This window comes from Burkholderia sp. AU33803 (genome assembly GCF_002223095.1).
Lineage (GTDB): Bacteria > Pseudomonadota > Gammaproteobacteria > Burkholderiales > Burkholderiaceae > Burkholderia.
On the sequence record NZ_NKFJ01000005.1, the window covers coordinates 705,214 to 727,595 of the forward strand.

The window sequence follows — 22,382 nt, forward strand, 5'->3', positions numbered from 1 at the left end:
CTCACCCGAACAGGCCGTGCAGGAACCAGCGCGGCTCGGCCTCGCTCCCCGCCCGCTCCTTGAACACCCAGTAGCACGCCCCGGCCTCGTCCTGCGCGACGCAGTAATCGCGCGCAGCGAGCTGACCGTCGAACCACCCGGCCTCGATCCGCTCCACCGACGACATCATCCTCAGCGGCGTATGAAATACCGGCCGCTCCCCGCGCATCAACAGCGGCAGCGGCTCCGCCAGCAACCACGCAGGCCTCGGCGGCACGGCGGGCGGCCCGGGAGCCGGCTTGCCGGCCTGCGCATCGAGCGGCAGCCAGCGGTTCGCGGCCTCGGGCCGGTGATCGGCGACGGGCGCTGCGCGCAGCACGTTGTCCGCGCCGAGCCGCGCGACCAGCAGCTCGAACAGCCGCGCACGCGTCTCGCGCGTGCCGCCCGGCTCGGGGAAAAGATCGTCGGCCGGCGGCGCGACCGATTCGACGCGCGTGGCCTTCAGCCGCACCGCAATCACCGCGGCCGGCAACTCGACGCGCGCGAGCCGCTCGCCGAGCAGCCGCATGAAGTGCGCCTCGTCGCGTACAGGCGACGCGAACGCGAGTTCGAGCGGCGTCGGCGGCACGGCCTGGCGGCCGCGCTCGTGCTCGAGATCGAACGTCATCGCGGCCAGCGACAGGTGCCGCGCGGCCAGCCAGCCACACAGCTGCACGACGAGCCGCCGCGCCACGAACAACACGGCTTCCGCGTATTCGACCCGCTCCTGCAATTCGAGCCGCACGTCGAACACGGGCGGCACCGCCATCCACGCAAGCGGCTCGACCGCGTCGCCATACGCACGATCGAGCGCGGCCAGCAACGCGGGACCGCAACGGCGTTGCAGCCCCGCGCGCGGCAGGCCGCGCAGATCGGCGAGCGTGCGGCAACCGAGGCCGTCGAACCAGCCTGCATACGGACGCGCATCGGGCAATAGCACACAGGGCAGCCGGTCGAGCACACGGACAAGCGAGGCCGGGCTCGCGACGCGGCGCCGGATGCGTGCACGGGCCGACACACGCGCGAGCAGCCACGCGCCGCCCCCGGTCGGCGCGGCGGACAGGCGCGCCGCATAGCCGAGCGCCGCGAGCGTCGCGCGCACCTGGCGGCACAGCGACGGCAGCCCGCCGAACAGGCGCAGGCTCGGGCCGACGTCGACGAGCAGCGTGGCTTCGTCGCCGAGCGCGACGCACGGCGAGAAGCGCAGCAACGCGAGCGCGACCGCGCGCAGCGCATCGGCCTCGCGCGCGGGATCGCGTTCGACGAGCTGCGTGTGCGGCGCGAGCGTGAGCACGCCGCCGCGCTTCATGCCCGCGCGCACGCCCTGCCGGCGCGCGGCAGCGTCGGCGATCAGCACGACACCCTGCTCGAGCACCGCACAGCCTGCACCGCCGGCCTCGCCCGCCTCGCCGTCAGACGGAAGCGCGACGCACACGTCGAGCGGCAGGCGCGGCAGATGGATGCCGAGCAAGACGCGCATAGCGGCTCTCCACGATGGGCGACGGCAGGTCGAGCACGAGCGGCTCGCTGCGGGCGGGGCCGCGCCGCTTGACGATGTCGAGCGACACGCCGCCCGGCACCGGGTACAGCGCGACGCGCAGCACGGCCGGCGACGGTTGCCGCTCGGCCGACAGCGGACGCAGCATCACGAACAGCGTGTCGCCCGTGCGCGCGGCCGCGAGATGCAGGCGCCGCAGCGCATCGGGCCGCGCGTCCTGCCACAGCAGCAGCGCGCCGCAACAACCGGTCTTGAGTGCCTGCTCGGCGGCCCACAACGCATCCGTGCGGCTGCTGGCGCGCAGCCACAGCAGCGCGTCGGCCGGCACGCCGAGACTGGCGAGCGCGGTCGCATGCGGCGACTGCGGCGGCGCGACGAGCGCGAGCGGGCGCCGGGCGCTGACGGTGCGCGCGAGCGCAGGCGCGAGCAGCCGCATCTCGCCGCAGCCCGGCTGCGCGGCCAGCAGTTCGACGAGCCCGCCGACCGGCCAGCCACCGCCCGGCAATTCGGCCGACAGCGGCGCGAAGCCGGTCTCGATCGTGCGCGGGCCGCCGCGCGCGAGCTGCGAGCCGCGCCACAGCGATGGATGAAGGGATTCGGGAGAAATGGAGGATGCGAGCATGATGCCACCCACAACTGTATGGATATACAGTATATGGCAATGCGTCCACGCCGCACAGTACTGGTACGAAACCGGTATTTCGTCAGATGAAAGACGGGTGAAAAGCCGGCAGGCCCACGCTATGACGACGGGTCACCCCCGGCATCACCGGCTCGCACCGCCCGGACGCCCGCCACACCCCTCGGGCGCCGATGCGGCGCATGCGAACCGAATCGCGCAGCAGGGCCGAACCGAGCAGAGCCCGGCCCGGCCGACCAACCGGCACGATGCACACCCCGCACACCGTGCCGGTCCATCAGCCGCCCGTCAGCCGAGCAGCAACGCGTCGTCGTCGAGCTGCTCGTGCCGCACCTTCTCGAACATCTGCAGCAGGTCCGGCACGTCGAGCCCCTTGCGCGCGTCGCCCGACACGTCGAGCACGACCTGCCCCTGGTGCAGCATCACCGTGCGGTCGCCGTAGTCGAGCGCCTGCCGCATGCTGTGCGTGACCATCATCGTCGTCAGCTTGCTCTCGGCGACGATGCGCGCGGTCAGCTCCAGCACGAACGCGGCCGTCTTCGGGTCGAGCGCGGCCGTGTGCTCGTCGAGCAGCAGGATCCGCGACGGCCGCAGCGACGCCATCAACAGGCTCACCGCCTGCCGCTGGCCGCCCGACAGCAGCCCGATCCGGTCGGTCAGCCGGTTCTCGAGGCCCAGGTTCAGCAGCCGCAGCTTGTCGCGGAACAGCTCGCGCGACGGCCGGTCGAGCGCGGCCCGGAAGCCGCGCCGCGCACCGCGCGCCATCGCGAGCGCCATGTTCTCCTCGATCGTCAGCGCCTCGCAGGTACCGGCCATCGGATCCTGGAACACGCGCGCGACGAGGTGCGCACGATCCCACGCGGCCTTGCGCGTCACATCGGTGCCGTCGATCGAGATGCGTCCCGCATCGACGGCCTGGTCGCCGCTGACCGCATTGAGGAAGGTCGACTTGCCGGCGCCGTTCGAGCCGATCACCGCGACGAACTGGCCGTCGGGAATCTCGAGCGACAGCCCGCGCAGCGCGCGCGTCTCGATCGGCGTGCCGGGATTGAACGTGAGTTTCAGGTCTTGTGCGGACAGCATGTCAGGCGCCTCCGTTCTTGCGCGCGAACAGCTTCTTGCGCGTCGCCGGCAGCACCAGCGCGATCGTGACGAGCGCGGCCGTCACGAGGTTCAGATCCTGCGCCTTCAGCCCGATGAATTCGCTGTTGAGCGCAAGTGCGATGAAGAAGCGGTAGACGATCGCGCCGAGCACGACGGCGAGCGTCGTCAGCACGAGCCGGCGCGCCGGCAGCAGCGTCTCGCCGATGATCACCGCGGCCAGCCCGATCACGATCGTGCCGATCCCCATCGAGATATCCGCGCCGCCCTGCGTCTGCGCGAACAGCGCGCCGGCAAGCGCGACGAGCGCGTTCGACAGCGCCATCCCGGCGAGCGTCGCGCGACCGGTCGCGATGCCTTGCGCACGCGCCATCCGCGGGTTCGCGCCGGTCGCGCGCATCGCGAGGCCGAGCTGCGACGAGAAGAACCAGTCGAGGCCGAGCTTCGCGACCACGACGACGATCGCAAGCAGCGCCGGGCGCAGCACGTAGTCGGGCATCCAGTCCGGCTGCAGCACGGTGAAAATGGTCGGCTCGGTGATGAGCGGCACGTTCGGCCGGCCCATGATCCGCAGGTTCACCGAATAGAGCGCGATCATCATCAGGATACTGGCGAGCAGATCCATGATCTTCAGGCGCACGTTGAGCCAGCCGGTGACGAAGCCGGCCACCGCGCCCGCGACGATCGCGATGCAGGTCGCGCTGAACGGGTCGTAGCCGGCCGAGATCAGCGTCGCGGCAACGGCGCCGCCGAGCGGAAAGCTGCCGTCGACGGTGAGGTCGGGGAAGTTGAGGATGCGAAACGAGATCAGCACCCCGAGGGCGACGAGGCTGAAGATCAGGCCGATCTCCAGCGCGCCCAGAAACGAGAACAGAGACATGATGGGGAAATCCTGTTGCTTCCCGGCCGGACGTGTACGGCCGGGCGAAGCGAACGGGCGGCCCCGGGTGGGAGCCGCCCGTCCGGCGGTGTCGTTCAGGCCCGGATCGGGCCCGCAAGCGCGGCGGTCGAACCGCGGCTTACTTGATGACCGTCTTCGCGTCCTTGAGCAGATCCGGCGACAGCGTCACACCCTGCTTCGCGGCCGCGCCCGTGTTCGCGAACAACTCGAGGTTGCTGCTCGTTTCCGACGCGATCGCGCCCGGCTTCTCGCCCTTCAGGATGCGCGCGACGACCTTGCCCGTCTGGCGGCCGAGGTCGCCGTAGTTGATGCCGAGCGCCGCGATGCCGCCGCGCTTCACGCTGTCGGTGTCGCCGGCGACGAGCGGGATCTTCGCTTCGTTCGCGACCTTTACGAGCGCTTCGTACGCTGACACGACGTTGTTGTCGGTATTCGTGTAGATCACGTCGACCTTGCCGATCAGGCTCTTCGCGGCCGGGCCGATGTCGACGGTACGCGGCGCGGCCGCTTCCTTCAGCGTCATCCCCTGCTTCGCGAGGATCTCCTTGAGTTCCTTCACGACGACGACCGAGTTCGCCTCGCCCGGGTTGTAGACCATGCCGACCGTCTTCGCATTCGGCACGACGCGCTTGATCAGCGCGACCTGGCGATCGAGCGGCAGCTTGTCGGATACGCCCGTCACGTTGGTGCCCGACGGGCCCCAGCCCTTCACGAGCTGCGCGGCGACCGGATCGGTCACGCCCGAATAGACGACCGGCACGCTCTTCGTCGAGGCGACCACCGCCTGCGCGGCCGGCGTCGCGATCGCGACGATCACGTCGGGCTGGTCGCCGACGAACTTGCGCGCGATCTGCGCGGCCGTACCCGTATTGCCCTGCGCGCTCTGGTATTCCCACTTGAGCTTGTCGTCGCCGTAACCTTCCGCCTTCAGCTCGGCGCGCACGCCGTCGCGGATCGCGTCGAGCGCCGGGTGGTCGACGATCGACAGCACCTTGACGGTCTGGGCGTGCGCGGCACCGGCCAGCGCGAGCGCGGCCACGCCGGCCGTGATCGAACGGATCGCGAAAGTCTTGAAACGCTTCATGGGTGTGTCTCCCCCGTATTGTGTCGGTTCTGGATGATGGATTCCCGCCGCCGTCAGGCGGGCGCCGCCATGCGTACGACGCGCTGGCGAGCGGCCCGCGCACGCTCCGGGAAAGCGTGCGGCGGCGAACGCACGAGGATACCATTTCCGCAGACCACCGCCTGACTCCAGGCTTTCGCATCGCCCCCCGGATTGCAGCGCGCGCCGACCGTGCGCGAGCGCGCGTGAAGCCCGTCCGGCAGGGGTTCCGGCTGGCCCCGGCACAACGCGTCAGCCGCGCGCGCGGCTTTACGTTATGCTGTCGGCCGACCCAGTCCACGCCATCGGAGGGCACATGAAACGGGGGAGCCGAGTCATCGCATGCGCGGCCGTCGCGCTGGCGCTGCCGGGTGCGGCATTCGCACTGACCGACGGCAGTGCGCAATACGACGACTGCATGCTCAATGCGCTGCGCGAAAGCCGCAACGGCGCGGCGGCGCAACTGATCCAGCGCTCGTGCGACGCGCTGTATCGCAACAACGCGATGCTGCTGCCGCGCGAGCGGCGTTTTCACGAGTGCGTCGTGCAGTCGCTGCCGGGCGTGCGCGACAACTATGCGATCCAGCAGATCATGTCGATCTGCTCGCGGCGCGGCGAGATGTGAACCGGCGTTGCACGCGCCACACCGCGCGGCCGTCGTCGAGCGGCCGCGCCAATGAAAAAGGCCTGCGCGATGCAGGCCTTTTCGTTCAGCGGTGAGGCGGGGGGCGGCGTTCAGAACGACGCGACCATCGAGCCCTTGAACTGCTTCTTGATGAATTCCCGCACTTCCGGCGACTGGTATGCCTTGACCAGCTTCTTCACCCACGGCTGGTCCTTGTCCTTCGCGCGCACGGCGATCAGGTTCGCATACGGGCTCGTCAGCGATTCGAGCGCGATCGCGTCCTTGGTCGGCTGCAGGTTCGCGGCGAGCGCGTAGTTCGTGTTGATCACGGCCGCGTCGACGTCCGACAGCACGCGCGGCAGTTGCGCGGCGTCGAGTTCGGAGATCTTCAGCTTCTTCGGATTCTCGGCGATGTCGAGCACCGTCGCGTTGTTGCCGCCCGTGCCGGCGCCCGCCTTCAGCTTGATCACGCCTTGCGTCTGCAGCAGCAGCAGCGCGCGGTTCTCGTTCGACGGATCGTTCGGCACCGCGACCTTCGCGCCTTGCGGCAGATCCTTCAGCGCCTTGAACTTCTTCGAGTACACGCCCATCGGCGAGATGTAGGTCAGGCCCGCGCTGACGATCTTGTAGCCGCGCTGCTTCACCTGGCTGTCGAGGTAGGGCTGGTGCTGGAAGCTGTTGGCGTCGAGGTCGCCCGAGTCGAGCGCCGCGTTCGGCTGCACGTAGTCGTTGAACTCGATGACCTTCACGTTCAGGCCTTCCTTCTCCTTCGCGACCTTCTGCACGAGCTGCCACACTTCCGAATCCGGGCCGGCGACCGTGCCGACCTTGATCACCTTGTCTTCGGCGTGCGCGCCTGCCGACAGCGTCAGTGCTGCACCGGTGGCCAGCACGGAAAATACCTTCAGGAGACTGCGACGCTTCATCTGTTTCTCGCTTTCTTGCTTACGGGATGACTAAAAATGGGGCGCGATGCGGGTATGCCCCGACTCGCACGAAGGGGCAAATGGTGTCACAGGATCCGCGGGAAGTGAAATACATCCCGCTCATATGGGTATGCACCGCTGCGGTGCTGGCGGAGGTGGCACGACTCGGCCGTTAGTTGCGTTTATGCGCGTCGCGCATCGGCCCGAGCGCGTTACGCCACCGCGGCCCAGTCGGCCGACTTCGTCTCGAATGCCGGCTCGCCCATCTGCCCGCCGACCCGGAACGCGCCGACCGTATCGCGCAGTCGCGCGGCCTGTTCCTGCAGCGACGCGGCGGCCGCGGCGGCCTCCTCGACGAGCGCCGCGTTCTGCTGCGTCACCTGGTCCATCTGCGTGACCGCGCGCCCGACCTGCGTGATGCCGCTCGCCTGCTCCTCGGACGCCGCCGCGATCTCGCCCATGATGTCGGTCACGCGTGCGACGGCCTGCAGGATCTCGCCCATCGTCGTGCCGGCCTGGCCGACCAGCGTCGATCCGTTGCGCACACGCTCGACCGAATCGACGATCAGCTCGCGGATCTCCTTCGACGCCGTCGCGCTGCGCTGCGCGAGCGAACGCACTTCGCCCGCGACCACCGCGAAGCCGCGGCCCTGCTCGCCGGCGCGCGCGGCTTCGACCGCCGCGTTCAGCGCGAGGATGTTGGTCTGGAATGCGATGCCCTCGATCACACCGATGATGTCGGCGATCTTGCGCGAGCTGTCGTCGATCTGGCCCATCGTGCCGATCACGCGGTTCACGACGTCGCTCCCGGTGCGCGCGATTTCCGATGCGCTGTTCGCGAGCCCGCTTGCCTGCCGCGCGTTGTCGGCGTTCTGCTTCACCGTTGCAGTCAGCTGCTCCATGCTCGCGGCGGTTTCTTCCAGCGAGGCGGCCTGCTCCTCGGTGCGCTGCGACAGGTCGTCGTTGCCGGCCGAGATCTGGCGGCTCGCCGACGCGATCGAGCCGGCCGACTGGCGAATCCCGCCGATCGTCGCCTGCAGCCGTGCCTGCATGTCGTGCATCGCGGCCATCATGCTCGTGCGGTCGCCCGCGCGAACCGGCACCGGCTGCGTCAGGTCGCCCTGCGCGATACGCGTCGCGAGCGCGGCCGCTTCGTCGGGTTCGCCGCCGAGGCTGCTGCGCACGTTGCGGATGATCACGAGCATCGCCGCGCTGATCACGAAGCCGATCACGAACACGACCGCGAGGTGGCCGAGCAGCGTCCGGTAATAGACGGTGTCGATGTCCTTCAGGAACACGCCGCTCGAGATGTTCCAGTCCCACGGCGCGAAGCGCGTGACGTAGCTGATCTTCGGCACGGCGGTCTCGCTGTGCGGCAGCCGCCCACGATACTCGGCGAAGCCGCTGCCGGTTTCCTTCGCGGCGTTCAGGATCGTGACGAACAGCGGCTTGCCGTCCGGGTCGAGATAGTCGCCGACTTGCGTGTTGACGAGCTTCGGCAGCGTCGGATGCATCAGCACGACCGGCTTCGAGTCCATCACGAACACATAGCCCGAATCGCCGTAGCGCATCGCGGCGAGGCTCGCGAGCGCGTCGCGCTTCGCATCGGCCTCCGGCAGCGTGCCGCTCTGCGCGAGTGCGTGATAGGCCTTCACGATGCCGGCCGCCGAATCGACGAGATTCGCGATGCCTGCCTTGCGTTCGGCGAGCATCGTCGCGCGCGTCTCGTACGCGCTCCATGCGCCGACGCCCAGGAGACCGATCCATACCAGCGCAAGCGCGAGCCACAGCTTGCGGTTCAAACTCATTCTGCTCATCTGCGTGCCTTTGTCGATGTCGATGCGCACGCTGCGCGCGAACGGCCTGCCGCGCGCAAACGCTTGCCCATTCATTTACGGCACCGAGGCTTACAACTTGAATACGGCCGGCGCCGCGAACCGGCGATCGACAGGCCGCCCGTGCCCGCGCCGCACCGGGGCCGCCAGCGCGACAGTCCGCATCCGCTGTGCTAAAAAGACCGGCCAGCCGGCACACGAAGAGCCGGCGCCATTCCGAGGGCCACCCATGTACGTCATCGACATTCACTACACCGCATCGCTCGAGCGCATCGACGACGCACTCGAACGCCATCGCGCGTTCCTTCAGCCGCAGTTCGACAAGGGCATCTTCATCGCAGCGGGGCCGAAGGTGCCGCGCGAAGGCGGCGTGATCCTCGCGGCCCGCATCGATCGCGACGAACTGGACGCGATCCTGAATACCGATCCGTTCGTCATCGAGGGGCTCGCCACGTATCGCGTGACGGAATTCCGGATCACGCGTGCCGCAACCGGCTTCAACGTGCCCGCGCTGCCGTAACGCGACGCCTGCGCGACCTCTGCACGATACGCGCGCAGGCCGACACGCCGCCCGCCGGGCGGCGCATGCAAACAACGAAGAGAGCGGGAAAACGTGACGGCGCGAGGCGGCCGTCACGTGATCGCCGGGCCGGGCGCCCGGCGGCTGCCGGTCAGTCGACCAGCAGCTTCAGGTCGTGAACCCACGGGCCCGGGCCCTGGCCGTCGCGCACGAACAGGCGCAGCTTGCCGTCGCGGTCGAACACGTAGCTCGCGGCCGTGTGATCCATCGTGTAGCTGCCGGGCGTCTTGCCGGGCACCTTCGCGTAGTACACGCGGAAATCCTTCGTGACCTTCTTCAGTGCCGCTTCGTCGGCGGGCCGCAGGCCGATGAACGACGGATCGAACGCGGGCACGTACTGGCCGAGCAGCGCCGGCGTGTCGCGCTCCGGATCGACGGTGACGAACAGCACCTGCACGCGCTTCGCGGCATCGGGCCCGAGCTGCTTCAGCGCTTCGGACAGCTCGGCCATCGTCGTCGGGCACACGTCCGGGCAGTGCGTATAGCCGAAGAACATCACGACGGCCTTACCCTTGAAATCGGCGAGCGTGCGTACCTTGCCGGCCGTATCGGGCAGCGAGAAGTCGCTGCCGAACTGCGTGTTGCCGGTGATGTCGAGATTCTGGAATTTCGGCGCGTTGTCGCATCCGGCGAGCAGCAGCGCTGCCGTGAATGCGCACGCGAGCATCCAGCCTTGGCGCGCGCGGCGCCCGAACCGTGATTGGAGCATTGCGTTCAAACCGTGCGGTTACACGCCGAGCAGCGGGCGTGCATAGTGATCGACGAGCAGCGCGGCGAACAGCAGCGACAGGTAGACGATCGAGTAGCGGAAGGCCTTGCGGGCGAGTTCGTCCGAGTAGTCGCGATGAATCTTCCACGCATACGCGAGGAACACCGCGCCGAGCAGCACCGCGCTCGTCAGGTACACGGCCCCGCTCATCCCGGAGATGAACGGCATCAGCGTGACCGCGAACAGGATCACCGTGTACAGCAGGATGTGCAACCGCGTGAACTTCTCGCCATGCGTGACGGGCAGCATCGGCAGCCCCGCGTTCTCGTAATCCTTGCGGCGATAGAGCGCGAGCACCCAGAAATGCGGCGGCGTCCACACGAAGATGATCAGCACGAGGATCCACGCGTCGCCCGGCACCGCGCCGGTGACCGCGGCCCAGCCGAGCGCCGGCGGCATCGCGCCCGATGCGCCGCCGATCACGATGTTCTGCGGCGTCATCGGCTTGAGCAGCAGCGTGTAGATCACCGCGTAGCCGACGAAGGTGGCGATCGTCAGCCACATCGTCAGCGGGTTCGTGAACGTATAGAGCGTCCATGCGCCGACACTGCCGAGCACGGCCGAAAAGAGCAGGATCTGCGGGGTCGTGATCTCGCCGCGCGCGGACGGGCGCCACGCGGTGCGGCGCATCATCGCGTCGATCTTCTGTTCGACGAGGCAGTTGATCGCGAACGCGGCGCCGGCCAGCAGCCAGATGCCGACCGTACCGCCGATCAGCACGTGCCACGGCACCATGCCCGGCGTCGCGAGGAACATGCCGATCACCGCGCAGAACACCGCGAGCTGCGTGACACGCGGCTTCGTCAATGCCATGTACTGCGAAAACCGGCTACCGGGCGATTGGGAGAGGGTGCTTTGCATGGGGGCGGTCACGCCGGGGCGGCGTCGCGCGCAGGCTGCGCGACACGGCCGGGGCGGCTTGAAAGGATGCGAAAGTTTAACATGACGACGAGCAGCAGCAGGATCGCGGCCCCGCCGTTGTGCGCGACGGCGACCGGCAGCGGCCACTGCAGCACGATGTTGGTCAGGCCCGTCACGAACTGCAGCAGGACGACCAGCAGCACGCCGTTCGCGGGCCGCCGCAGCGATTCGAAGCGGCGCATCTTGAGCGCGAACGCGACCAGGTAGGCGACCACCACGAACGCGAACGTGCGGTGCGTCCAGTGGATCGCGACCAGCGCGTCCTGCGTGATCGCCTCGCCGTCCTTCGTCATCCCGAGCGCGCGCCACAGGTGGAAGCCGTGCTGGAAGTCCATCGGCGGGATCCACTGGCCGTTGCAGGTCGGGAAGTCGGTGCATGCGAGCACCGCGTAGTTGGTGCTCACCCAGCCGCCGAGCGCGATCTGCACGACCAGCAGCACGAGCGCCGCGAGCGCGGCCGCGCGATAGCGGCCGGCTTCGGGGTCATGCGACGGCAGCGGCGTCTGCCGCGCCGCGAGCCAGCCGAGCGTGCCGAGCAGCGTGAGGCCGAGCAGCAGGTGGATCGTAACGATTACCGGCTGCAGCTTCATCGTGACCGTCCACGCGCCGAACGCGCCCTGCACGAGGATCAGCAGCAGCAGGCTCGTCGGCCACCACGGCGACACGTGCAGCGGGCGGCGGCGCAGCCGCGCGGACCACGCGATCACGACCTGCGCGATGATCAGCACGCCGATCGCCATCGCGAAATAGCGGTGGATCATCTCGATCCACGCCTTCGACATGCTGACGGGGCCCGTCGGCATCGCCTGGTGCGCGGCCGTGATCGCGGCGTGCGCGATGAACGGCGACGACGTGCCGTAGCAGCCGGGCCAGTCCGGGCAGCCGAGCCCCGAATCGGTCAGCCGCGTGAAGCCGCCGAACATCACCAGATCGAGCGTCAGGAAGGTGGTGATCCACACCAGCTTGCGAAACTTGTTGTCGTCGGCCTTCACCCACACGTACGACAGCGGCAGCAGCGCGATGCAGAAGCCGATCAGGCCGAGTTGCAGTAGATACGCCATCGGTTCAATGCCTCTCGTGTTGCCTTAGCCGATGCTCGACCACTTCAGCAGCTTCGTCACGTCCGACTTGATCTTGCCGGGGTTCGGATCCTTCGGGAAACGCATCATCAGGTTGCCGTTCGGGTCGACCATGTAGATGTGGTCGCTGTCCTTCGTGCCGGCGTCGGCCGGCAGCCACGCGGCCACCGCGGCCGGATCGGCGACGAGCCGGCGCGTGTCGGGGTACGCGTCCAGCACCTTCTGCGGCATCGCGCCCGCATCGCTGCGCAGCCACACCATCGTGAGCCGGTGCCGCTCGCCCGCCTGCGTGACGCGGATCTGGCGCATGAAATAGAGCTTTTTCGCGCAGGCCTCGTCGCACGCGCTGCTGTCGGTCATCACGAACAGCCACACGCCGCGCAGCGACGACAGCGGCACGGTCTTGCCGGTTTCGTCGGTCACCTGCAGATCCGCGGGGATCGGGCGCTGCGGCTCGATCAGCGTGCCGTAGTTGGTCGAGCCGCCCTTCGGCTTGATCACGTAATAGGTGAAATACGACGCGATCATCGGCGCGGCGCACACGAGACCCAGCAGCACGAGCATCCAGCGGCCGCGCTTGCGGGCCGCCGGCGACATCGGCGCAGCGGCCGAACCCTGACGGGGAGATTGCATGGACAAATCAGACCTCTCGAAACGAACCCGCGGCGCGAGCGCCGCGTCCTGGCATGGCGCTCACGCGCCGGCCGACTTCTTCGCCGCACGCCGCGCGGCGTACAGACCGAAGCCGAGCGCGGCCGCCGCCATCGCCCACCACTGAAACATGTAACCGTAATTGCGCTCGACGCCGGTCGTCGCCGCCGGCCAGTCGCGCACGAGCTTGTCGCCGTCGTCGCTCGTCTGCTGGATCACGAACGGCTGCAGCGGCAGCCCCGTTTCCTTCGCATACGCGGCGACGTCCAGGTTCTGCCGGATCTTCTGGTGCGCGGCCGACCCGCCTTCGCCGAGCTCGAACGCGCGCGACGCGTCGGCGCGCGCGATGCCCACGATCTCGACGACGCCCGCGGGCGTCGCGAACGGCTCGATCGCCGTGCGATCGGAAATATTGCGCGGCAGCCAGCCGCGGTTCACGAGCACGACGCCGCCGCCCGTGAGTTTAAACGGCATCACGACGTAAAAACCCGGCTGGTCGTTATACGGCCGATTGTCGAGGAACACGGCCTGCTCGGGCAGGAAGCGGCCCGTCGCACGCACGCGATGGAACTCGATCGACGCGAGCGGCATCGGCTGCGCGCCGACGTCGACGGGCGCCGCCTGCTCGTAGCGCGCGATGCTCGCCTGCAGCGCTTCCTTCTGGTGCGCGCGGTCGCGCTGCCAGAAACCGAGACGGATCGTGACCGCGACGACGACGAGGATCAGCAACGCGGGCAGCCAGCGGATCTTCATCATGCGGCCCGCCCGGCACCTGCCGACAAGCGAAGTGCGATAATTATCCTCTTCCTTTCGAATTGCCGTCGTCCGGTTCGTGTCATGCACATACTCGTTCCCATCGCCTTCGTCCTCATCATTGCCAGCATGGGCTCGGCGCTCTACTTCATGATGCACGACCGCGGCCACACGAAACGCATGGTCTGGTCGCTCGCCACCCGCGTCGGGCTGTCGGTGTCGCTGTTCCTGCTCATCCTGATCGCGAACGGGATGGGCTGGATCCATTCGACCGGCCTGCCGATCGGGCGTTGATCGATTCGCCGCCGCGGCCGCTGTGGCATTTCGCCGCACGGCCACGGCACCAAGCAAAAGCGCCGCCTGACTGAGTCGCGGCGGCGCCCGGGTGGTGAAGGCCGGCAGTCATGCTGCCCGGCCGACCCAATGAAAACGGCCCGCGCATTGCTGCGCGGGCCGTTGTTCCATTTACAGCCAGTAGACGACGACGTACAGGCCGAGCCAGACGACGTCGACGAAGTGCCAGTACCACGCGGCGCCTTCGAATGCGAAGTGGTGATCGGGCTTGAAGTGGCCGCGGATCATCCGCACCAGCACCACCGCGAGCATCGTGCCGCCGAGGAACACGTGGAAGCCGTGGAAGCCGGTCAGCAGGAAGAACGTCGAACCGTACACGCCCGAGTTCAGCGTCAGGTTCAGTTCGTTGTACGCGTGGTAGTACTCGAAGCCCTGCAGGAACAGGAAGCAGATACCGAACACGAGCGTCGCGGCCAGCCAGGCGATCGCCTTCTTGCGATGATCGTCACGCAGCGCGTGGTGCGAGATCGTCAGCGTCACGCCCGACGACAGCAGGAACGCGGTGTTCAGCGTCGGGATCGGCCACGGGCCCATCGTCTTGAAGTGACCGGCGAGCGCGGCGGGGCCTTCGTTCGGCCACACGGCGGAGAAATCCGGCCAGATCAGCTTGTAGTCGAGGCTGCCGAGCTGGTGCAGCGCGATTTCACGTGCATAGAACAGCGCACCGAAGAACGCGCCGAAGAACATGACCTCCGAGAAGATGAACCAGCTCATGCTCCAGCGGTACGACTTGTCGACGTTCTTGCCGTAGTGACCGCCTTCCGATTCGGCGATCGCGTCGCCGAACCAGTGATACAGCGTGAAGAGCAACCAAAGCAGGCCGAGCAGCGCCGTAAACGGCGCCCAGTCGTGACCGTTGATCCACAGCGCTGTCGATCCGAGCATGACCAGCAGGCCGATGGCCGCGCTGATCGGATGCTGCGACGGATGCGGCACGAAATAGTACGGGGTCTGGTTTTGACCGCTCATGCTTGATTCTCCACTTCAGTCCAATTTGTGTACCGGAACCGCTCCGGCTTTATTTCTTGCGCGGCGTGACCACCACCGCGCCTTCCTGCACGCGACGCCGTGGCGCCGCGCACCGCATCCTTCTTTCGTGGCCGCGGGCCTCAGCCCACGACGGCACGCACGACCAGGATCAGCACGCCGATGAACACAGCGGCTGCCAGCAGCGCGACAATCAGCACGTGCAGCGGATTCAGCTGCGTCGCGTCGGCCTCCAGGTCGCGCCGCTTGCGCACCCCGAAGAACGACCACAGCACGGCTTTCAGCGCCTGGCCGAACGACCCGCCCCGCTTGACCTCCGTCATCGCCCCGCCTCCGTCGTCATGCGTCCGGCTTCGCCGCGCCCTGCGCCGCGGTCTTGCCCGGCGCCGGCGCCGGCGTGGCCGGCGTATTCAGCTCGAAGAACGTGTACGACAGCGTGATCGTCTTCACGTCCTTCGGCAGTTTCGGATCGATCACGAACACCACCGGCATCTTGCGCGACTCGTTCGCGGCCAGCGTCTGCTGCGTAAAGCAAAAGCACTCGATCTTCTTGAAGAACTCCGTCGCCTGCTTCGGCGCGTAGCTCGGAATCGCCTGCGCAACGACCGGCCGGCCCTGCCCGTTCGTCACGTCGTACACGATCGTCGTCAGCTCGCCAGGATGCACGTCGAGACTGTTGTGCTCCGGCTTGAAACCGAGCGGGCCGCGCGCGTTCGCATCGAACTCGACCGACACCGTGCGGCTGAAGTCGACCTGCGAGTTCTTCACCTCGCGCTCGCTGACATCGCGCTGCACCAGGTTGTTGATGCCGGTGATCTGGCAGATCGCCCGATACATCGGGATCAGCGCGAAGCCGAAACCGAACATCAGCCCGGCCACGACGAAGAGCTTCACCAGCATCGAACGATTGAACGCGCGATCGACGGCGCCCTCTTCCGGCTTCGACATACGACAACTTCCTCGCTACTGCGTCTGTTGCTGCATCAGTGAGTGGACAGCCACCACTGCTTGATCACGACACCCACAAAAAAAACGGCGGCGATGACGAGCAGGATGAGGCCGAGCCGCTTGTTGCCCGCGCGGATCTGCTCGGGCGTTCGTCTTTCTTGTGGATTCCGGTTCATCTGACACTTCGGTTCGGCGCCCGCCGCGCCGGCCTGCGCGGCAGGCAGCGGCGGGGCGCACTGTGACACTTACTCGACGTGCGGCGGTTGCTCGAACGTATGGAAGGGAGCCGGGCTCGGCACCGTCCACTCGAGGCCTTCCGCGCCATCCCACGGCTTGTCCGACGCCTTTTCCAGCTCGCCGCCGCCACGGTAGGCCGGCAGCGCGACGGCGAACAGGAAGTACACCTGCGCGAGGCCGAAGCCGAATGCGCCGATCGTCGCGACCTGGTTGAAGTCCGTGAACTGCGCCGGGTAGTCCGCGTAGCGACGCGGCATGCCTGCGAGACCGACGAAGTGCATCGGGAAGAACGTCAGGTTGAAGAAGATCATCGACGCCCAGAAGTGGATCTTGCCGCGCGTCTCGTTGTACATCCAGCCCGTCCACTTCGGCGCCCAGTAGTACCAGCCCGAGAACAGCGCGAACAACGAGCCGGCCACCAGCACGTAGTGGAAGTGCGCCACCACGAAGTAGGTCCCGTGATACTGGATGTCGAGCGGCGCCATCGCGAGCATCAGGCCCGTGAGACCGCCGAACGTGAACACGAACAGGAAGCCGATCGCGAACAGCATCGGGGTTTCGAACGTCATCGAGCCGCGCCACATCGTCGCGAGCCAGTTGAACACCTTCACGCCCGTCGGCACCGCGATCAGCATCGTCGCGTACATGAAGAACAGCTGGCCGGTGACCGGCATGCCCGTGGCGAACATGTGGTGCGCCCAGACCATGAACGACAGGATCGCGATCGAAGCCGTCGCGTACACCATCGAGCTATAGCCGAACAGCGTCTTGCGTGCGAACGCCGGGATCACCTGCGACACGATCCCGAACGCCGGCAGAATCATGATGTACACCTCGGGGTGGCCGAAGAACCAGAAGATGTGCTGGTACATCACCGGGTCGCCGCCGCCTGCCGCGTTGAAGAACGACGTGCCGAAGTGGCGGTCGAACAGCACCATCGTGATCGCGCCTGCCAGAACCGGCATCACGGCGATCAGCAGGTAAGCCGTGATCAGCCACGTCCACGCGAACATCGGCATCTTCATCAGCGTCATGCCCGGTGCGCGCATGTTCAGGATCGTCACGACGATGTTGATCCCGCCCATGATCGACGATGCACCCATGATGTGGACCGCGAAGATCGCGAAGTCCATGCCCGGGCCCATCTGCGTCGACAGCGGCGCGTACAGCGTCCAGCCGGCGGCCGTCGCGCCGCCCGGCGCGAAGAACGACCCGACCAGCAGCACGGCCGCGACCGGCAGCAGCCAGAAGCTGAAGTTGTTCATCCGCGCGAACGCCATGTCGGACGCGCCGATCTGCAGCGGAATCATCCAGTTCGCGAAGCCGACGAACGCCGGCATGATCGCGCCGAACACCATGATCAGGCCGTGCATCGTCGTGAGTTCGTTGAAGAACTCCGGACGCATGATCTGCAGGCCCGGTTCGAACAGCTCGGCCCGGATGGCGAGCGCCATCACGCCGCCCGACAGGAACATGATGAACGAGAACAACAGGTACAGCGTACCGATGTCCTTGTGGTTGGTGGCGAACAGCCAGCGGCGCCAGCCGTGCGGCATTTCGTGCGCGTGGTCGTCGTGCGCGTGGTCCGCGGCTACGTCGTGCCCGATGCTAGACATGAGAATCTCCTAATGCGAATACGTCGACTAACTCAGCGACACGTCAAGCCGCCGGGCCGATCTCGACACGCCGGGCTTCCTTCGCGTCAGCCCCGCCCGTGATCGTTTCCGGCTTTTTGAGAATAATGTGGTCTTCCGCCACGCCTGCTGCCTTCAGCGCGTCGCGCACGGCTTGTGCGCGATGCTTCGCCAGTTCGGCGTTCGCGTCGGCCGAGCCCGTCTTGTCGGTAAAGCCCGACAGCGCGAGCTTCGCGTCCGGATGTGCCTTCGCATAGTCGGCCGCGGCGGCGATCGCCGCCTTCGCGTCGGCCGGCAGCACGCTCTTGCCCGTCTCGAAGTAGATCGTCGACAGTGCGGCCGATGCCGACGCTGCCGCCGGCTGCTCGGCTGCGCCCGACGCAGCCTGCGCCGGTGCCGAAGCGGCTTCCGCCGGTGCCGCTGCCGCTGCGCCCGCCGCGTCTTCCGGCATCTTGCCGTTACGCGCGTCGGCCACTTGCTTCGGCTGCAGCAGGTCGTTCTTGTGGTTGCCCCACGAATTGCGTTCGTACGTGATGACCGACGCGATGTCGAGATCCGACAGCGACGCCCACGACGGCATCGCGCCCTTGCCGTGCAGCACGCGCTCGACGTGGCCGGCGATCGGGCCGTTCACGATCGGGCTGCCGTCCATGGCCGGGAAGGCGCCGAGGCCCTTGCCGCTCACCTGGTGGCAGGCCGCGCAGTTCGCCTTGTAGACTTCCTCGCCGTGCGCGACGAGTTCAGCCATCGTGTAGACCTTGTTCGGATCGACTGCGGCGCTGGCCAGCTTGGCCTTCTGCGCGGTGACCCACTTCGCGTAGTCGTCATCCGACAGGACTTCGACGACGACCGGCATGTACGCGTGTTCCTTGCCGCACAGCTCGGTACAGAAACCGCGGAACGTACCGACCTTGTCGGCCTTGAACCACGTGTCGCGCACGAAGCCGGGGATCGCATCCTGCTTCACGCCGAACGCGGGCACGTACCACGAGTGGACGACGTCGTTCGCGGTGGTGATGATGCGGATCTTCTTGTTGACCGGCACGACGAGCGGGTTGTCGACTTCCTGCAGATAGGTGTCGGTGATCGGCTTCTTGCCCATCACTTCGTCACGCGGGGTGCTGAGCGTCGACAGGAAGCCGATGCCCTCGCCCGGGCCCTTCACGTAGTCGTAGCCCCACTTCCACTGGTAGCCGGTGACCTTGATCGTGAGATCGGCGTTGGTCGTGTCCTTCATCGCGACGACGGCCTTCGTCGCCGGCAGCGCCATCAGCACGACGATGACGAACGGCACGATCGTCCAGATGATCTCGACGGTCGTGCTTTCATGGAAATTGGCGGCCTTGTGGCCCTTGGATTTGCGGTGCGCGAAGATCGAATAGAACATCACGCCGAACACGCCGACGAAGATCACCGTACACAGGATGAGCATCATCGTGTGGAGATCGTAGAGCTCCTCGGCGATCTTCGTGACAGGCGGCTGAAAGTTGATCTCGTTGACACGGGGGCCGCCCGGGCTATCACCGACCGCCAGGGCGGCACCGGCAAAGAGCAAACCGCTGCATGCCAGCACGCCCGCGAGGGCTCGCTTGATTGTTTTCATAGCATCCTTACCCAAAATTTCCATTCAAACCCTCCCCCGTCGCAAGCGACCGGCCCTATCCGCCGGTGCCCGCGCCTCGTCAGCCGCAGCGCCTGAGCGATATACGCAGTTCGTCGGCGAACTGCGCACGCTTGTACTGCGCGAGATGCTGCCCGATTACGACGGTCTGCCCGCGCGATACCAGCCGAATCGGATCGCGTGGCGTCGCACCCGGCTCGACCCGCACCCAGCGCGGGTTGAATTCGATCTGCGTGAGCCGCTCCGCATCCATCCGCTCGATCACGAGCCGGTGCGGATACAGCCTGATGCGTTCGTAATCGACCGCATGGCGAGCATAGATCGCAAATGCGACACCCACAGCCAGCAACTCGATTCCGGTGAAGGGCATGACGAGCCAAGCCCCCCGCCACATCAGCAATGTCGCGATCACCAGCGAGAAGCTCGCGAGCGACGCATAAAACAGCACGAACTGGCGCGGCGACGCCGAACAGTTGCGTTTCATCAGCCAGTCTTCGAGGACCGGCTCGCCGTTCGTCGTCTCCGCCAACACCCTCGCTGCTTCCATCGCCGCCTCACGCGAATGGCATGCGATGCATGCCTGCATCGGACTCGTCGGCCCGTATTGCGGGGACCCCGGGACGACAAGCTGACGCATTATAGGCGGGTTCAATGGCATCCACAAGCAAGCGACTATCGGCCCGCGAGCCAAGCGCGACAAGCTTTCCGGCCATTTTAGGCGCCAATTCGACCCCGCTTTGCGCCGCTAATTTCAGACATAACAAAACCCCTCTTTACCGCTTTACCGATTCTTCGGACGCCCCTTTCCGATGTCCTCGATGCGCACGATCCCGTGCCCTTCGGCGGTCGTGCGCGGCACGGCCTTCCACGCGTGGCCGTAGATCACTTCGAACGTCAGTGGAATCGTGCCGTCCTCGCGCCGGCGGGCCTCCAGCGCGTCGCCGAGCGCCGCGCGAAAGCGCCGCGTCGCGCGTTGCGGCGCCTCGCGATCGAACGGATAGGCGCCCCAGCGGCGCACGTCGGCCAGCAGCGAATCGGGGGATTTGTAGGTGACGGTCAGCACTTCCTGATCCATCACGGGAATCTCGAAGCCGCTCTCGACGAGCATGTCGCCGAGGTCGTGCATGTCGACGAAATCGATCACGCGCGCGGCGGGCGGCGCCATGCCGAGCGCCGCTTCGGCGTCCGCGCAGGCCGCGCGCAGTTCGCGCAGCGTATCGGGGCCGAGCGTGCTGAACATCAGCAGCCCGTTCACGCGCAGCACGCGCTGCCACTCGGGCAGCACCGCGTCCGGGCGCGAATGCCAGTGGAGGGCGAGATTCGACCAGATCAGGTCGAACGCGCCGCCGGGGAACGGCAGCGCGGCGAAATCGGCCTGCGCGACGCGCGGGCCGCGCGGGCCCAGTGCGCGGCCGAGCGAGGCCGGCAGCCAGCGGCGCCAGCTCGTCTGCTCGACCTCGCGCTGCCCTGCTCGCGCGAGCATCGCGCCGGACAGGTCGACGCCGAAGACGGGCGCCTCGGGAAAGCGCGCGCGCAGCGCCGGCAGGTCGTCGCCCGGGCCGCAGCCCGCGTCCAGCACGGCTGCGGGGCTCACCTTGATGTATTCGAGGCGCTCGTTCATGCGCTGCGCGATCTCGCGCGGCAGGAACGCGACCGCATCGAACGTGGCGGCACGGCGGTCGAAGATCCGCCGCAGGCGCCTTGCGTCATTGGCCGGACGGCCGGTTGAAGTCGAAGCTGGGGACATGTCGGGCACACTGGCGAAGAGCCCGAAGTATACTCGCTCGCCCCGCAGGCTTCATTGAGGCGGGGTGTCAGGAGTGTTGCAATGATCCGCAGTTCCACCCCGCGCACGATGCGCGTCGCTTTGTCGCAGGTTCGCGCGCTGGCAGCGCGCGTCGCCGCGGTCGCGCTGCCGAATCGCTGCGCGCTGTGCGGCAATTTGTCACACGCCGTGATTTGCGGTGCTTGCGACGCCGCGTACTGGAACGAAGCGCGGCTGCGCTGCGACGTCTGCGCGCTGCCGCTGGGCATCGGGCCATCGCGTTCGCCCCCGCTGCGCGGCGCTCGCGTTACCGCATACCGTTGCGATGCCTGCCGCACGGCGCCGCCGCCGTTCGATGCAACGCTCGCGCTGGCGGATTACCGCGCACCGCTCGACGGGCTCGCGCGCGGCCTGAAGTTTCACCGGCAACTCGCGCTCGGCACCGAATTCGCGGCGCGGCTCGCCCGGTTGATCGACGATACGCCCGGCGCCGGCGGCTTCGACCTGGTGGCGCCGGTGCCGCTGTCGCACCGGCGGCTCGTCGCGCGCGGCTACAACCAGGCGTGGGCGATCGCACGCCCGCTCGCGCGGCGGCTCGGCGTGCGCGCGGATGCGGTGCTGCTCGCGCGCGTCGCCGACACCGCGCCGCAGTCGCGGCTCGACCGGCACGCACGGCGCGACAACGTGATGGCGGCATTCGCGGTGGCGGGTGGCGTCGCGGGCCGCCACGTCGCGCTCGTCGACGACGTGATGACGTCCGGCGCGACGCTTGCGGCTGCCGCGCATGCATTGAAGGCGGCGGGTGCCGCGTGCGTGACGAATCTGGTTGCGCTGCGCACCGCCAGGGATTAATTAGATAGAGAGGCCGGCCGCCGGACACGGTGGCGGCCGCCACGAACCGGCCGGCCGGGAACGCGCACATGGCGCCGCCCCGGCCGGCCCAGCCAGACCGAAACATGTTCAACGTCGTCCTCGTCGCCCCCGAAATTCCGCCGAACACCGGCAACGTGATCCGCCTGTGCGCCAACACGGGCGCGCGCCTGCACCTGATCGAGCCGCTCGGCTTCCCGCTCGACGACGCGCGGATGCGCCGCGCGGGCCTCGACTATCACGAGTATGCGCAGATGCGCGTGCACCGCGACTGGAATGCGTTCGTCGCGGCGGAAACGCCCGACCCCGCGCGGATGTTCGCGTTCACGACGCGCGGCTCGGGCCGCTTCCACGATCACGCGTTCCTGCCCGGCGACTGGTTCGTGTTCGGCTCGGAAACGCGCGGCCTGCCCGCCGAGCTGCTCGAGCGCTTCCCGAACGCACAGCGCGTACGCCTGCCGATGCGGCCGGACAACCGCAGCCTGAACCTGTCGAACACGGTCGCGGTGGTCGTGTTCGAGGCGTGGCGCCAGGCCGGCTTCGAAGGCGGCGCATGACGCCTGCACG

General features: G+C 67.6%; 25 protein-coding genes. 5 read left to right on the forward strand and 20 right to left on the reverse strand.

Annotated features, from left to right (window positions below):
* Position 1 precedes the first annotated feature (1 nt).
* The 5 genes from CFB41_RS15060 to CFB41_RS15080 form a co-directional block, all read right to left on the reverse strand.
* A complete protein-coding gene (locus CFB41_RS15060) occupies positions 2–1,498 on the reverse strand; it encodes a DNA polymerase Y family protein (protein ID WP_089456970.1) in 1,497 nt (498 codons plus the stop codon).
* Entirely contained in the window at positions 1,431–2,138 is a 708-nt protein-coding gene (imuA, locus tag CFB41_RS15065) for a translesion DNA synthesis-associated protein ImuA (protein ID WP_089441066.1), read from the reverse strand. Before imuA ends, CFB41_RS15060 begins: the two co-directional genes overlap by 68 nt.
* 306 nt (positions 2,139–2,444) lie before the next feature.
* Positions 2,445–3,239, reverse strand: coding sequence for an ABC transporter ATP-binding protein (locus CFB41_RS15070; protein WP_011353261.1), 795 nt, complete (start codon positions 3,237–3,239; stop codon positions 2,445–2,447).
* A gap of 1 nt (position 3,240) precedes the next feature.
* Positions 3,241–4,137 (reverse strand): ABC transporter permease, encoded by an 897-nt coding sequence (locus tag CFB41_RS15075; RefSeq protein ID WP_089441067.1) that lies wholly within the window; start codon positions 4,135–4,137, stop codon positions 3,241–3,243.
* 139 nt (positions 4,138–4,276) lie between these two features.
* The gene (locus CFB41_RS15080) at positions 4,277–5,242 is read right to left on the reverse strand and encodes an ABC transporter substrate-binding protein (protein WP_011353263.1); all 966 of its coding nucleotides are present in this window, start codon (positions 5,240–5,242) and stop codon (positions 4,277–4,279) included.
* Between the two features lie 334 nt (positions 5,243–5,576).
* On the opposite strand from CFB41_RS15080, the gene CFB41_RS15085 reads away from it, so the two are divergent.
* A complete protein-coding gene (locus CFB41_RS15085) occupies positions 5,577–5,885 on the forward strand; it encodes a VF_A0006 family four-cysteine protein (protein ID WP_089441068.1) in 309 nt (102 codons plus the stop codon).
* Between the two features lie 110 nt (positions 5,886–5,995).
* Here CFB41_RS15085 and CFB41_RS15090 read toward each other — a convergent pair whose 3' ends face one another.
* On the reverse strand, positions 5,996–6,811 hold the full coding sequence (locus CFB41_RS15090) for a MetQ/NlpA family ABC transporter substrate-binding protein (protein ID WP_089456971.1): 816 nt from the start codon (positions 6,809–6,811) through the stop codon (positions 5,996–5,998).
* Between the two features lie 212 nt (positions 6,812–7,023).
* Entirely contained in the window at positions 7,024–8,628 is a 1,605-nt protein-coding gene (locus tag CFB41_RS15095; RefSeq protein WP_089457209.1) for a methyl-accepting chemotaxis protein, read from the reverse strand.
* 247 nt (positions 8,629–8,875) lie between these two features.
* Between CFB41_RS15095 and CFB41_RS15100 the strand changes: the two genes are divergently transcribed.
* Positions 8,876–9,166: a YciI family protein gene (locus tag CFB41_RS15100; protein ID WP_089441070.1), complete on the forward strand. Its 291-nt coding sequence runs from the start codon at positions 8,876–8,878 to the stop codon at positions 9,164–9,166.
* Positions 9,167–9,317: 151 nt separating this feature from the next.
* Here the strand turns inward: CFB41_RS15100 and CFB41_RS15105 are convergent, their stop codons facing one another.
* The 5 genes from CFB41_RS15105 to CFB41_RS15125 are packed head-to-tail and all read right to left on the reverse strand — an operon-like array spanning position 9,318 to position 13,399.
* Positions 9,318–9,935 carry an SCO family protein gene (locus tag CFB41_RS15105; RefSeq protein WP_043187233.1) on the reverse strand — a complete coding sequence of 206 codons (618 nt, stop codon included), beginning with the start codon at positions 9,933–9,935 and terminating at the stop codon, positions 9,318–9,320.
* Between the two features lie 18 nt (positions 9,936–9,953).
* Positions 9,954–10,856 (reverse strand): heme o synthase, encoded by a 903-nt coding sequence (gene cyoE, locus CFB41_RS15110; RefSeq protein ID WP_006477738.1) that lies wholly within the window; start codon positions 10,854–10,856, stop codon positions 9,954–9,956.
* A gap of 8 nt (positions 10,857–10,864) precedes the next feature.
* Positions 10,865–11,977 (reverse strand): heme A synthase, encoded by a 1,113-nt coding sequence (locus CFB41_RS15115; RefSeq protein ID WP_039346192.1) that lies wholly within the window; start codon positions 11,975–11,977, stop codon positions 10,865–10,867.
* A gap of 24 nt (positions 11,978–12,001) precedes the next feature.
* On the reverse strand, positions 12,002–12,628 hold the full coding sequence (locus CFB41_RS15120) for a cytochrome C oxidase subunit I (RefSeq protein WP_089441072.1): 627 nt from the start codon (positions 12,626–12,628) through the stop codon (positions 12,002–12,004).
* Between the two features lie 60 nt (positions 12,629–12,688).
* On the reverse strand, positions 12,689–13,399 hold the full coding sequence (locus CFB41_RS15125; protein ID WP_256941068.1) for an SURF1 family protein: 711 nt from the start codon (positions 13,397–13,399) through the stop codon (positions 12,689–12,691).
* 84 nt (positions 13,400–13,483) lie between these two features.
* Between CFB41_RS15125 and CFB41_RS15130 the strand changes: the two genes are divergently transcribed.
* The gene (locus CFB41_RS15130; RefSeq protein ID WP_043187227.1) at positions 13,484–13,693 is read left to right on the forward strand and encodes a twin transmembrane helix small protein; all 210 of its coding nucleotides are present in this window, start codon (positions 13,484–13,486) and stop codon (positions 13,691–13,693) included.
* A gap of 171 nt (positions 13,694–13,864) precedes the next feature.
* Here CFB41_RS15130 and CFB41_RS15135 read toward each other — a convergent pair whose 3' ends face one another.
* From CFB41_RS15135 to CFB41_RS15170, 8 genes are all read right to left on the reverse strand, one after another.
* Positions 13,865–14,722, reverse strand: a complete 858-nt coding sequence (locus tag CFB41_RS15135) for a cytochrome c oxidase subunit 3 (protein WP_039346195.1) — start codon at positions 14,720–14,722, stop codon at positions 13,865–13,867.
* 140 nt (positions 14,723–14,862) lie between these two features.
* On the reverse strand, positions 14,863–15,063 hold the full coding sequence (locus CFB41_RS15140) for a DUF2970 domain-containing protein (protein WP_089456973.1): 201 nt from the start codon (positions 15,061–15,063) through the stop codon (positions 14,863–14,865).
* Positions 15,064–15,079: 16 nt separating this feature from the next.
* Positions 15,080–15,688: a cytochrome c oxidase assembly protein gene (locus CFB41_RS15145; protein ID WP_089456974.1), complete on the reverse strand. Its 609-nt coding sequence runs from the start codon at positions 15,686–15,688 to the stop codon at positions 15,080–15,082.
* 35 nt (positions 15,689–15,723) lie between these two features.
* Positions 15,724–15,864 carry a cytochrome oxidase small assembly protein gene (locus tag CFB41_RS38160; RefSeq protein WP_006760728.1) on the reverse strand — a complete coding sequence of 47 codons (141 nt, stop codon included), beginning with the start codon at positions 15,862–15,864 and terminating at the stop codon, positions 15,724–15,726.
* Positions 15,865–15,933: 69 nt separating this feature from the next.
* Complete coding sequence (gene ctaD / locus CFB41_RS15155) at positions 15,934–17,541, reverse strand: cytochrome c oxidase subunit I (protein ID WP_069248929.1); 1,608 nt, start codon at positions 17,539–17,541, stop codon at positions 15,934–15,936.
* A 43-nt stretch (positions 17,542–17,584) separates the two neighbouring features.
* Positions 17,585–19,186 carry a cytochrome c oxidase subunit II gene (gene coxB / locus CFB41_RS15160; RefSeq protein WP_089456975.1) on the reverse strand — a complete coding sequence of 534 codons (1,602 nt, stop codon included), beginning with the start codon at positions 19,184–19,186 and terminating at the stop codon, positions 17,585–17,587.
* Positions 19,187–19,241: 55 nt separating this feature from the next.
* On the reverse strand, positions 19,242–19,766 hold the full coding sequence (locus tag CFB41_RS15165; RefSeq protein WP_089441077.1) for a DUF2244 domain-containing protein: 525 nt from the start codon (positions 19,764–19,766) through the stop codon (positions 19,242–19,244).
* A gap of 195 nt (positions 19,767–19,961) precedes the next feature.
* On the reverse strand, positions 19,962–20,927 hold the full coding sequence (locus CFB41_RS15170) for a methyltransferase domain-containing protein (protein WP_089426390.1): 966 nt from the start codon (positions 20,925–20,927) through the stop codon (positions 19,962–19,964).
* A gap of 81 nt (positions 20,928–21,008) precedes the next feature.
* On the opposite strand from CFB41_RS15170, the gene CFB41_RS15175 reads away from it, so the two are divergent.
* Together CFB41_RS15175 and trmL are read left to right on the forward strand one after the other, a co-directional pair.
* Positions 21,009–21,797: a ComF family protein gene (locus CFB41_RS15175; RefSeq protein WP_089456976.1), complete on the forward strand. Its 789-nt coding sequence runs from the start codon at positions 21,009–21,011 to the stop codon at positions 21,795–21,797.
* Positions 21,798–21,901: 104 nt separating this feature from the next.
* Positions 21,902–22,372: a tRNA (uridine(34)/cytosine(34)/5-carboxymethylaminomethyluridine(34)-2'-O)-methyltransferase TrmL gene (gene trmL / locus CFB41_RS15180; protein ID WP_089456977.1), complete on the forward strand. Its 471-nt coding sequence runs from the start codon at positions 21,902–21,904 to the stop codon at positions 22,370–22,372.
* The last annotated feature ends 10 nt before the right edge of the window (positions 22,373–22,382 follow it).

What these genes read in the sequence shown, in the direction of transcription:
- CFB41_RS15060 (WP_089456970.1), bottom strand. Translation starts at nt 1,498, where the DNA reads ATGCGCGTCTTGCTCGGCATCCATCTGCCGCGCCTGCCGCTCGACGTG.
- imuA (WP_089441066.1), bottom strand. Translation starts at nt 2,138, where the DNA reads ATGCTCGCATCCTCCATTTCTCCCGAATCCCTTCATCCATCGCTGTGG.
- CFB41_RS15070 (WP_011353261.1), bottom strand. Translation starts at nt 3,239, where the DNA reads ATGCTGTCCGCACAAGACCTGAAACTCACGTTCAATCCCGGCACGCCG.
- CFB41_RS15075 (WP_089441067.1), bottom strand. Translation starts at nt 4,137, where the DNA reads ATGTCTCTGTTCTCGTTTCTGGGCGCGCTGGAGATCGGCCTGATCTTC.
- CFB41_RS15080 (WP_011353263.1), bottom strand. Translation starts at nt 5,242, where the DNA reads ATGAAGCGTTTCAAGACTTTCGCGATCCGTTCGATCACGGCCGGCGTG.
- CFB41_RS15085 (WP_089441068.1), top strand. Translation starts at nt 5,577, where the DNA reads ATGAAACGGGGGAGCCGAGTCATCGCATGCGCGGCCGTCGCGCTGGCG.
- CFB41_RS15090 (WP_089456971.1), bottom strand. Translation starts at nt 6,811, where the DNA reads ATGAAGCGTCGCAGTCTCCTGAAGGTATTTTCCGTGCTGGCCACCGGT.
- CFB41_RS15095 (WP_089457209.1), bottom strand. Translation starts at nt 8,628, where the DNA reads ATGAGCAGAATGAGTTTGAACCGCAAGCTGTGGCTCGCGCTTGCGCTG.
- CFB41_RS15100 (WP_089441070.1), top strand. Translation starts at nt 8,876, where the DNA reads ATGTACGTCATCGACATTCACTACACCGCATCGCTCGAGCGCATCGAC.
- CFB41_RS15105 (WP_043187233.1), bottom strand. Translation starts at nt 9,935, where the DNA reads ATGCTCCAATCACGGTTCGGGCGCCGCGCGCGCCAAGGCTGGATGCTC.
- cyoE (WP_006477738.1), bottom strand. Translation starts at nt 10,856, where the DNA reads ATGCAAAGCACCCTCTCCCAATCGCCCGGTAGCCGGTTTTCGCAGTAC.
- CFB41_RS15115 (WP_039346192.1), bottom strand. Translation starts at nt 11,977, where the DNA reads ATGGCGTATCTACTGCAACTCGGCCTGATCGGCTTCTGCATCGCGCTG.
- CFB41_RS15120 (WP_089441072.1), bottom strand. Translation starts at nt 12,628, where the DNA reads ATGCAATCTCCCCGTCAGGGTTCGGCCGCTGCGCCGATGTCGCCGGCG.
- CFB41_RS15125 (WP_256941068.1), bottom strand. Translation starts at nt 13,399, where the DNA reads ATGAAGATCCGCTGGCTGCCCGCGTTGCTGATCCTCGTCGTCGTCGCG.
- CFB41_RS15130 (WP_043187227.1), top strand. Translation starts at nt 13,484, where the DNA reads ATGCACATACTCGTTCCCATCGCCTTCGTCCTCATCATTGCCAGCATG.
- CFB41_RS15135 (WP_039346195.1), bottom strand. Translation starts at nt 14,722, where the DNA reads ATGAGCGGTCAAAACCAGACCCCGTACTATTTCGTGCCGCATCCGTCG.
- CFB41_RS15140 (WP_089456973.1), bottom strand. Translation starts at nt 15,063, where the DNA reads ATGACGGAGGTCAAGCGGGGCGGGTCGTTCGGCCAGGCGCTGAAAGCC.
- CFB41_RS15145 (WP_089456974.1), bottom strand. Translation starts at nt 15,688, where the DNA reads ATGTCGAAGCCGGAAGAGGGCGCCGTCGATCGCGCGTTCAATCGTTCG.
- CFB41_RS38160 (WP_006760728.1), bottom strand. Translation starts at nt 15,864, where the DNA reads ATGAACCGGAATCCACAAGAAAGACGAACGCCCGAGCAGATCCGCGCG.
- ctaD (WP_069248929.1), bottom strand. Translation starts at nt 17,541, where the DNA reads ATGTCTAGCATCGGGCACGACGTAGCCGCGGACCACGCGCACGACGAC.
- coxB (WP_089456975.1), bottom strand. Translation starts at nt 19,186, where the DNA reads ATGGAAATTTTGGGTAAGGATGCTATGAAAACAATCAAGCGAGCCCTC.
- CFB41_RS15165 (WP_089441077.1), bottom strand. Translation starts at nt 19,766, where the DNA reads ATGCAGGCATGCATCGCATGCCATTCGCGTGAGGCGGCGATGGAAGCA.
- CFB41_RS15170 (WP_089426390.1), bottom strand. Translation starts at nt 20,927, where the DNA reads ATGTCCCCAGCTTCGACTTCAACCGGCCGTCCGGCCAATGACGCAAGG.
- CFB41_RS15175 (WP_089456976.1), top strand. Translation starts at nt 21,009, where the DNA reads ATGATCCGCAGTTCCACCCCGCGCACGATGCGCGTCGCTTTGTCGCAG.
- trmL (WP_089456977.1), top strand. Translation starts at nt 21,902, where the DNA reads ATGTTCAACGTCGTCCTCGTCGCCCCCGAAATTCCGCCGAACACCGGC.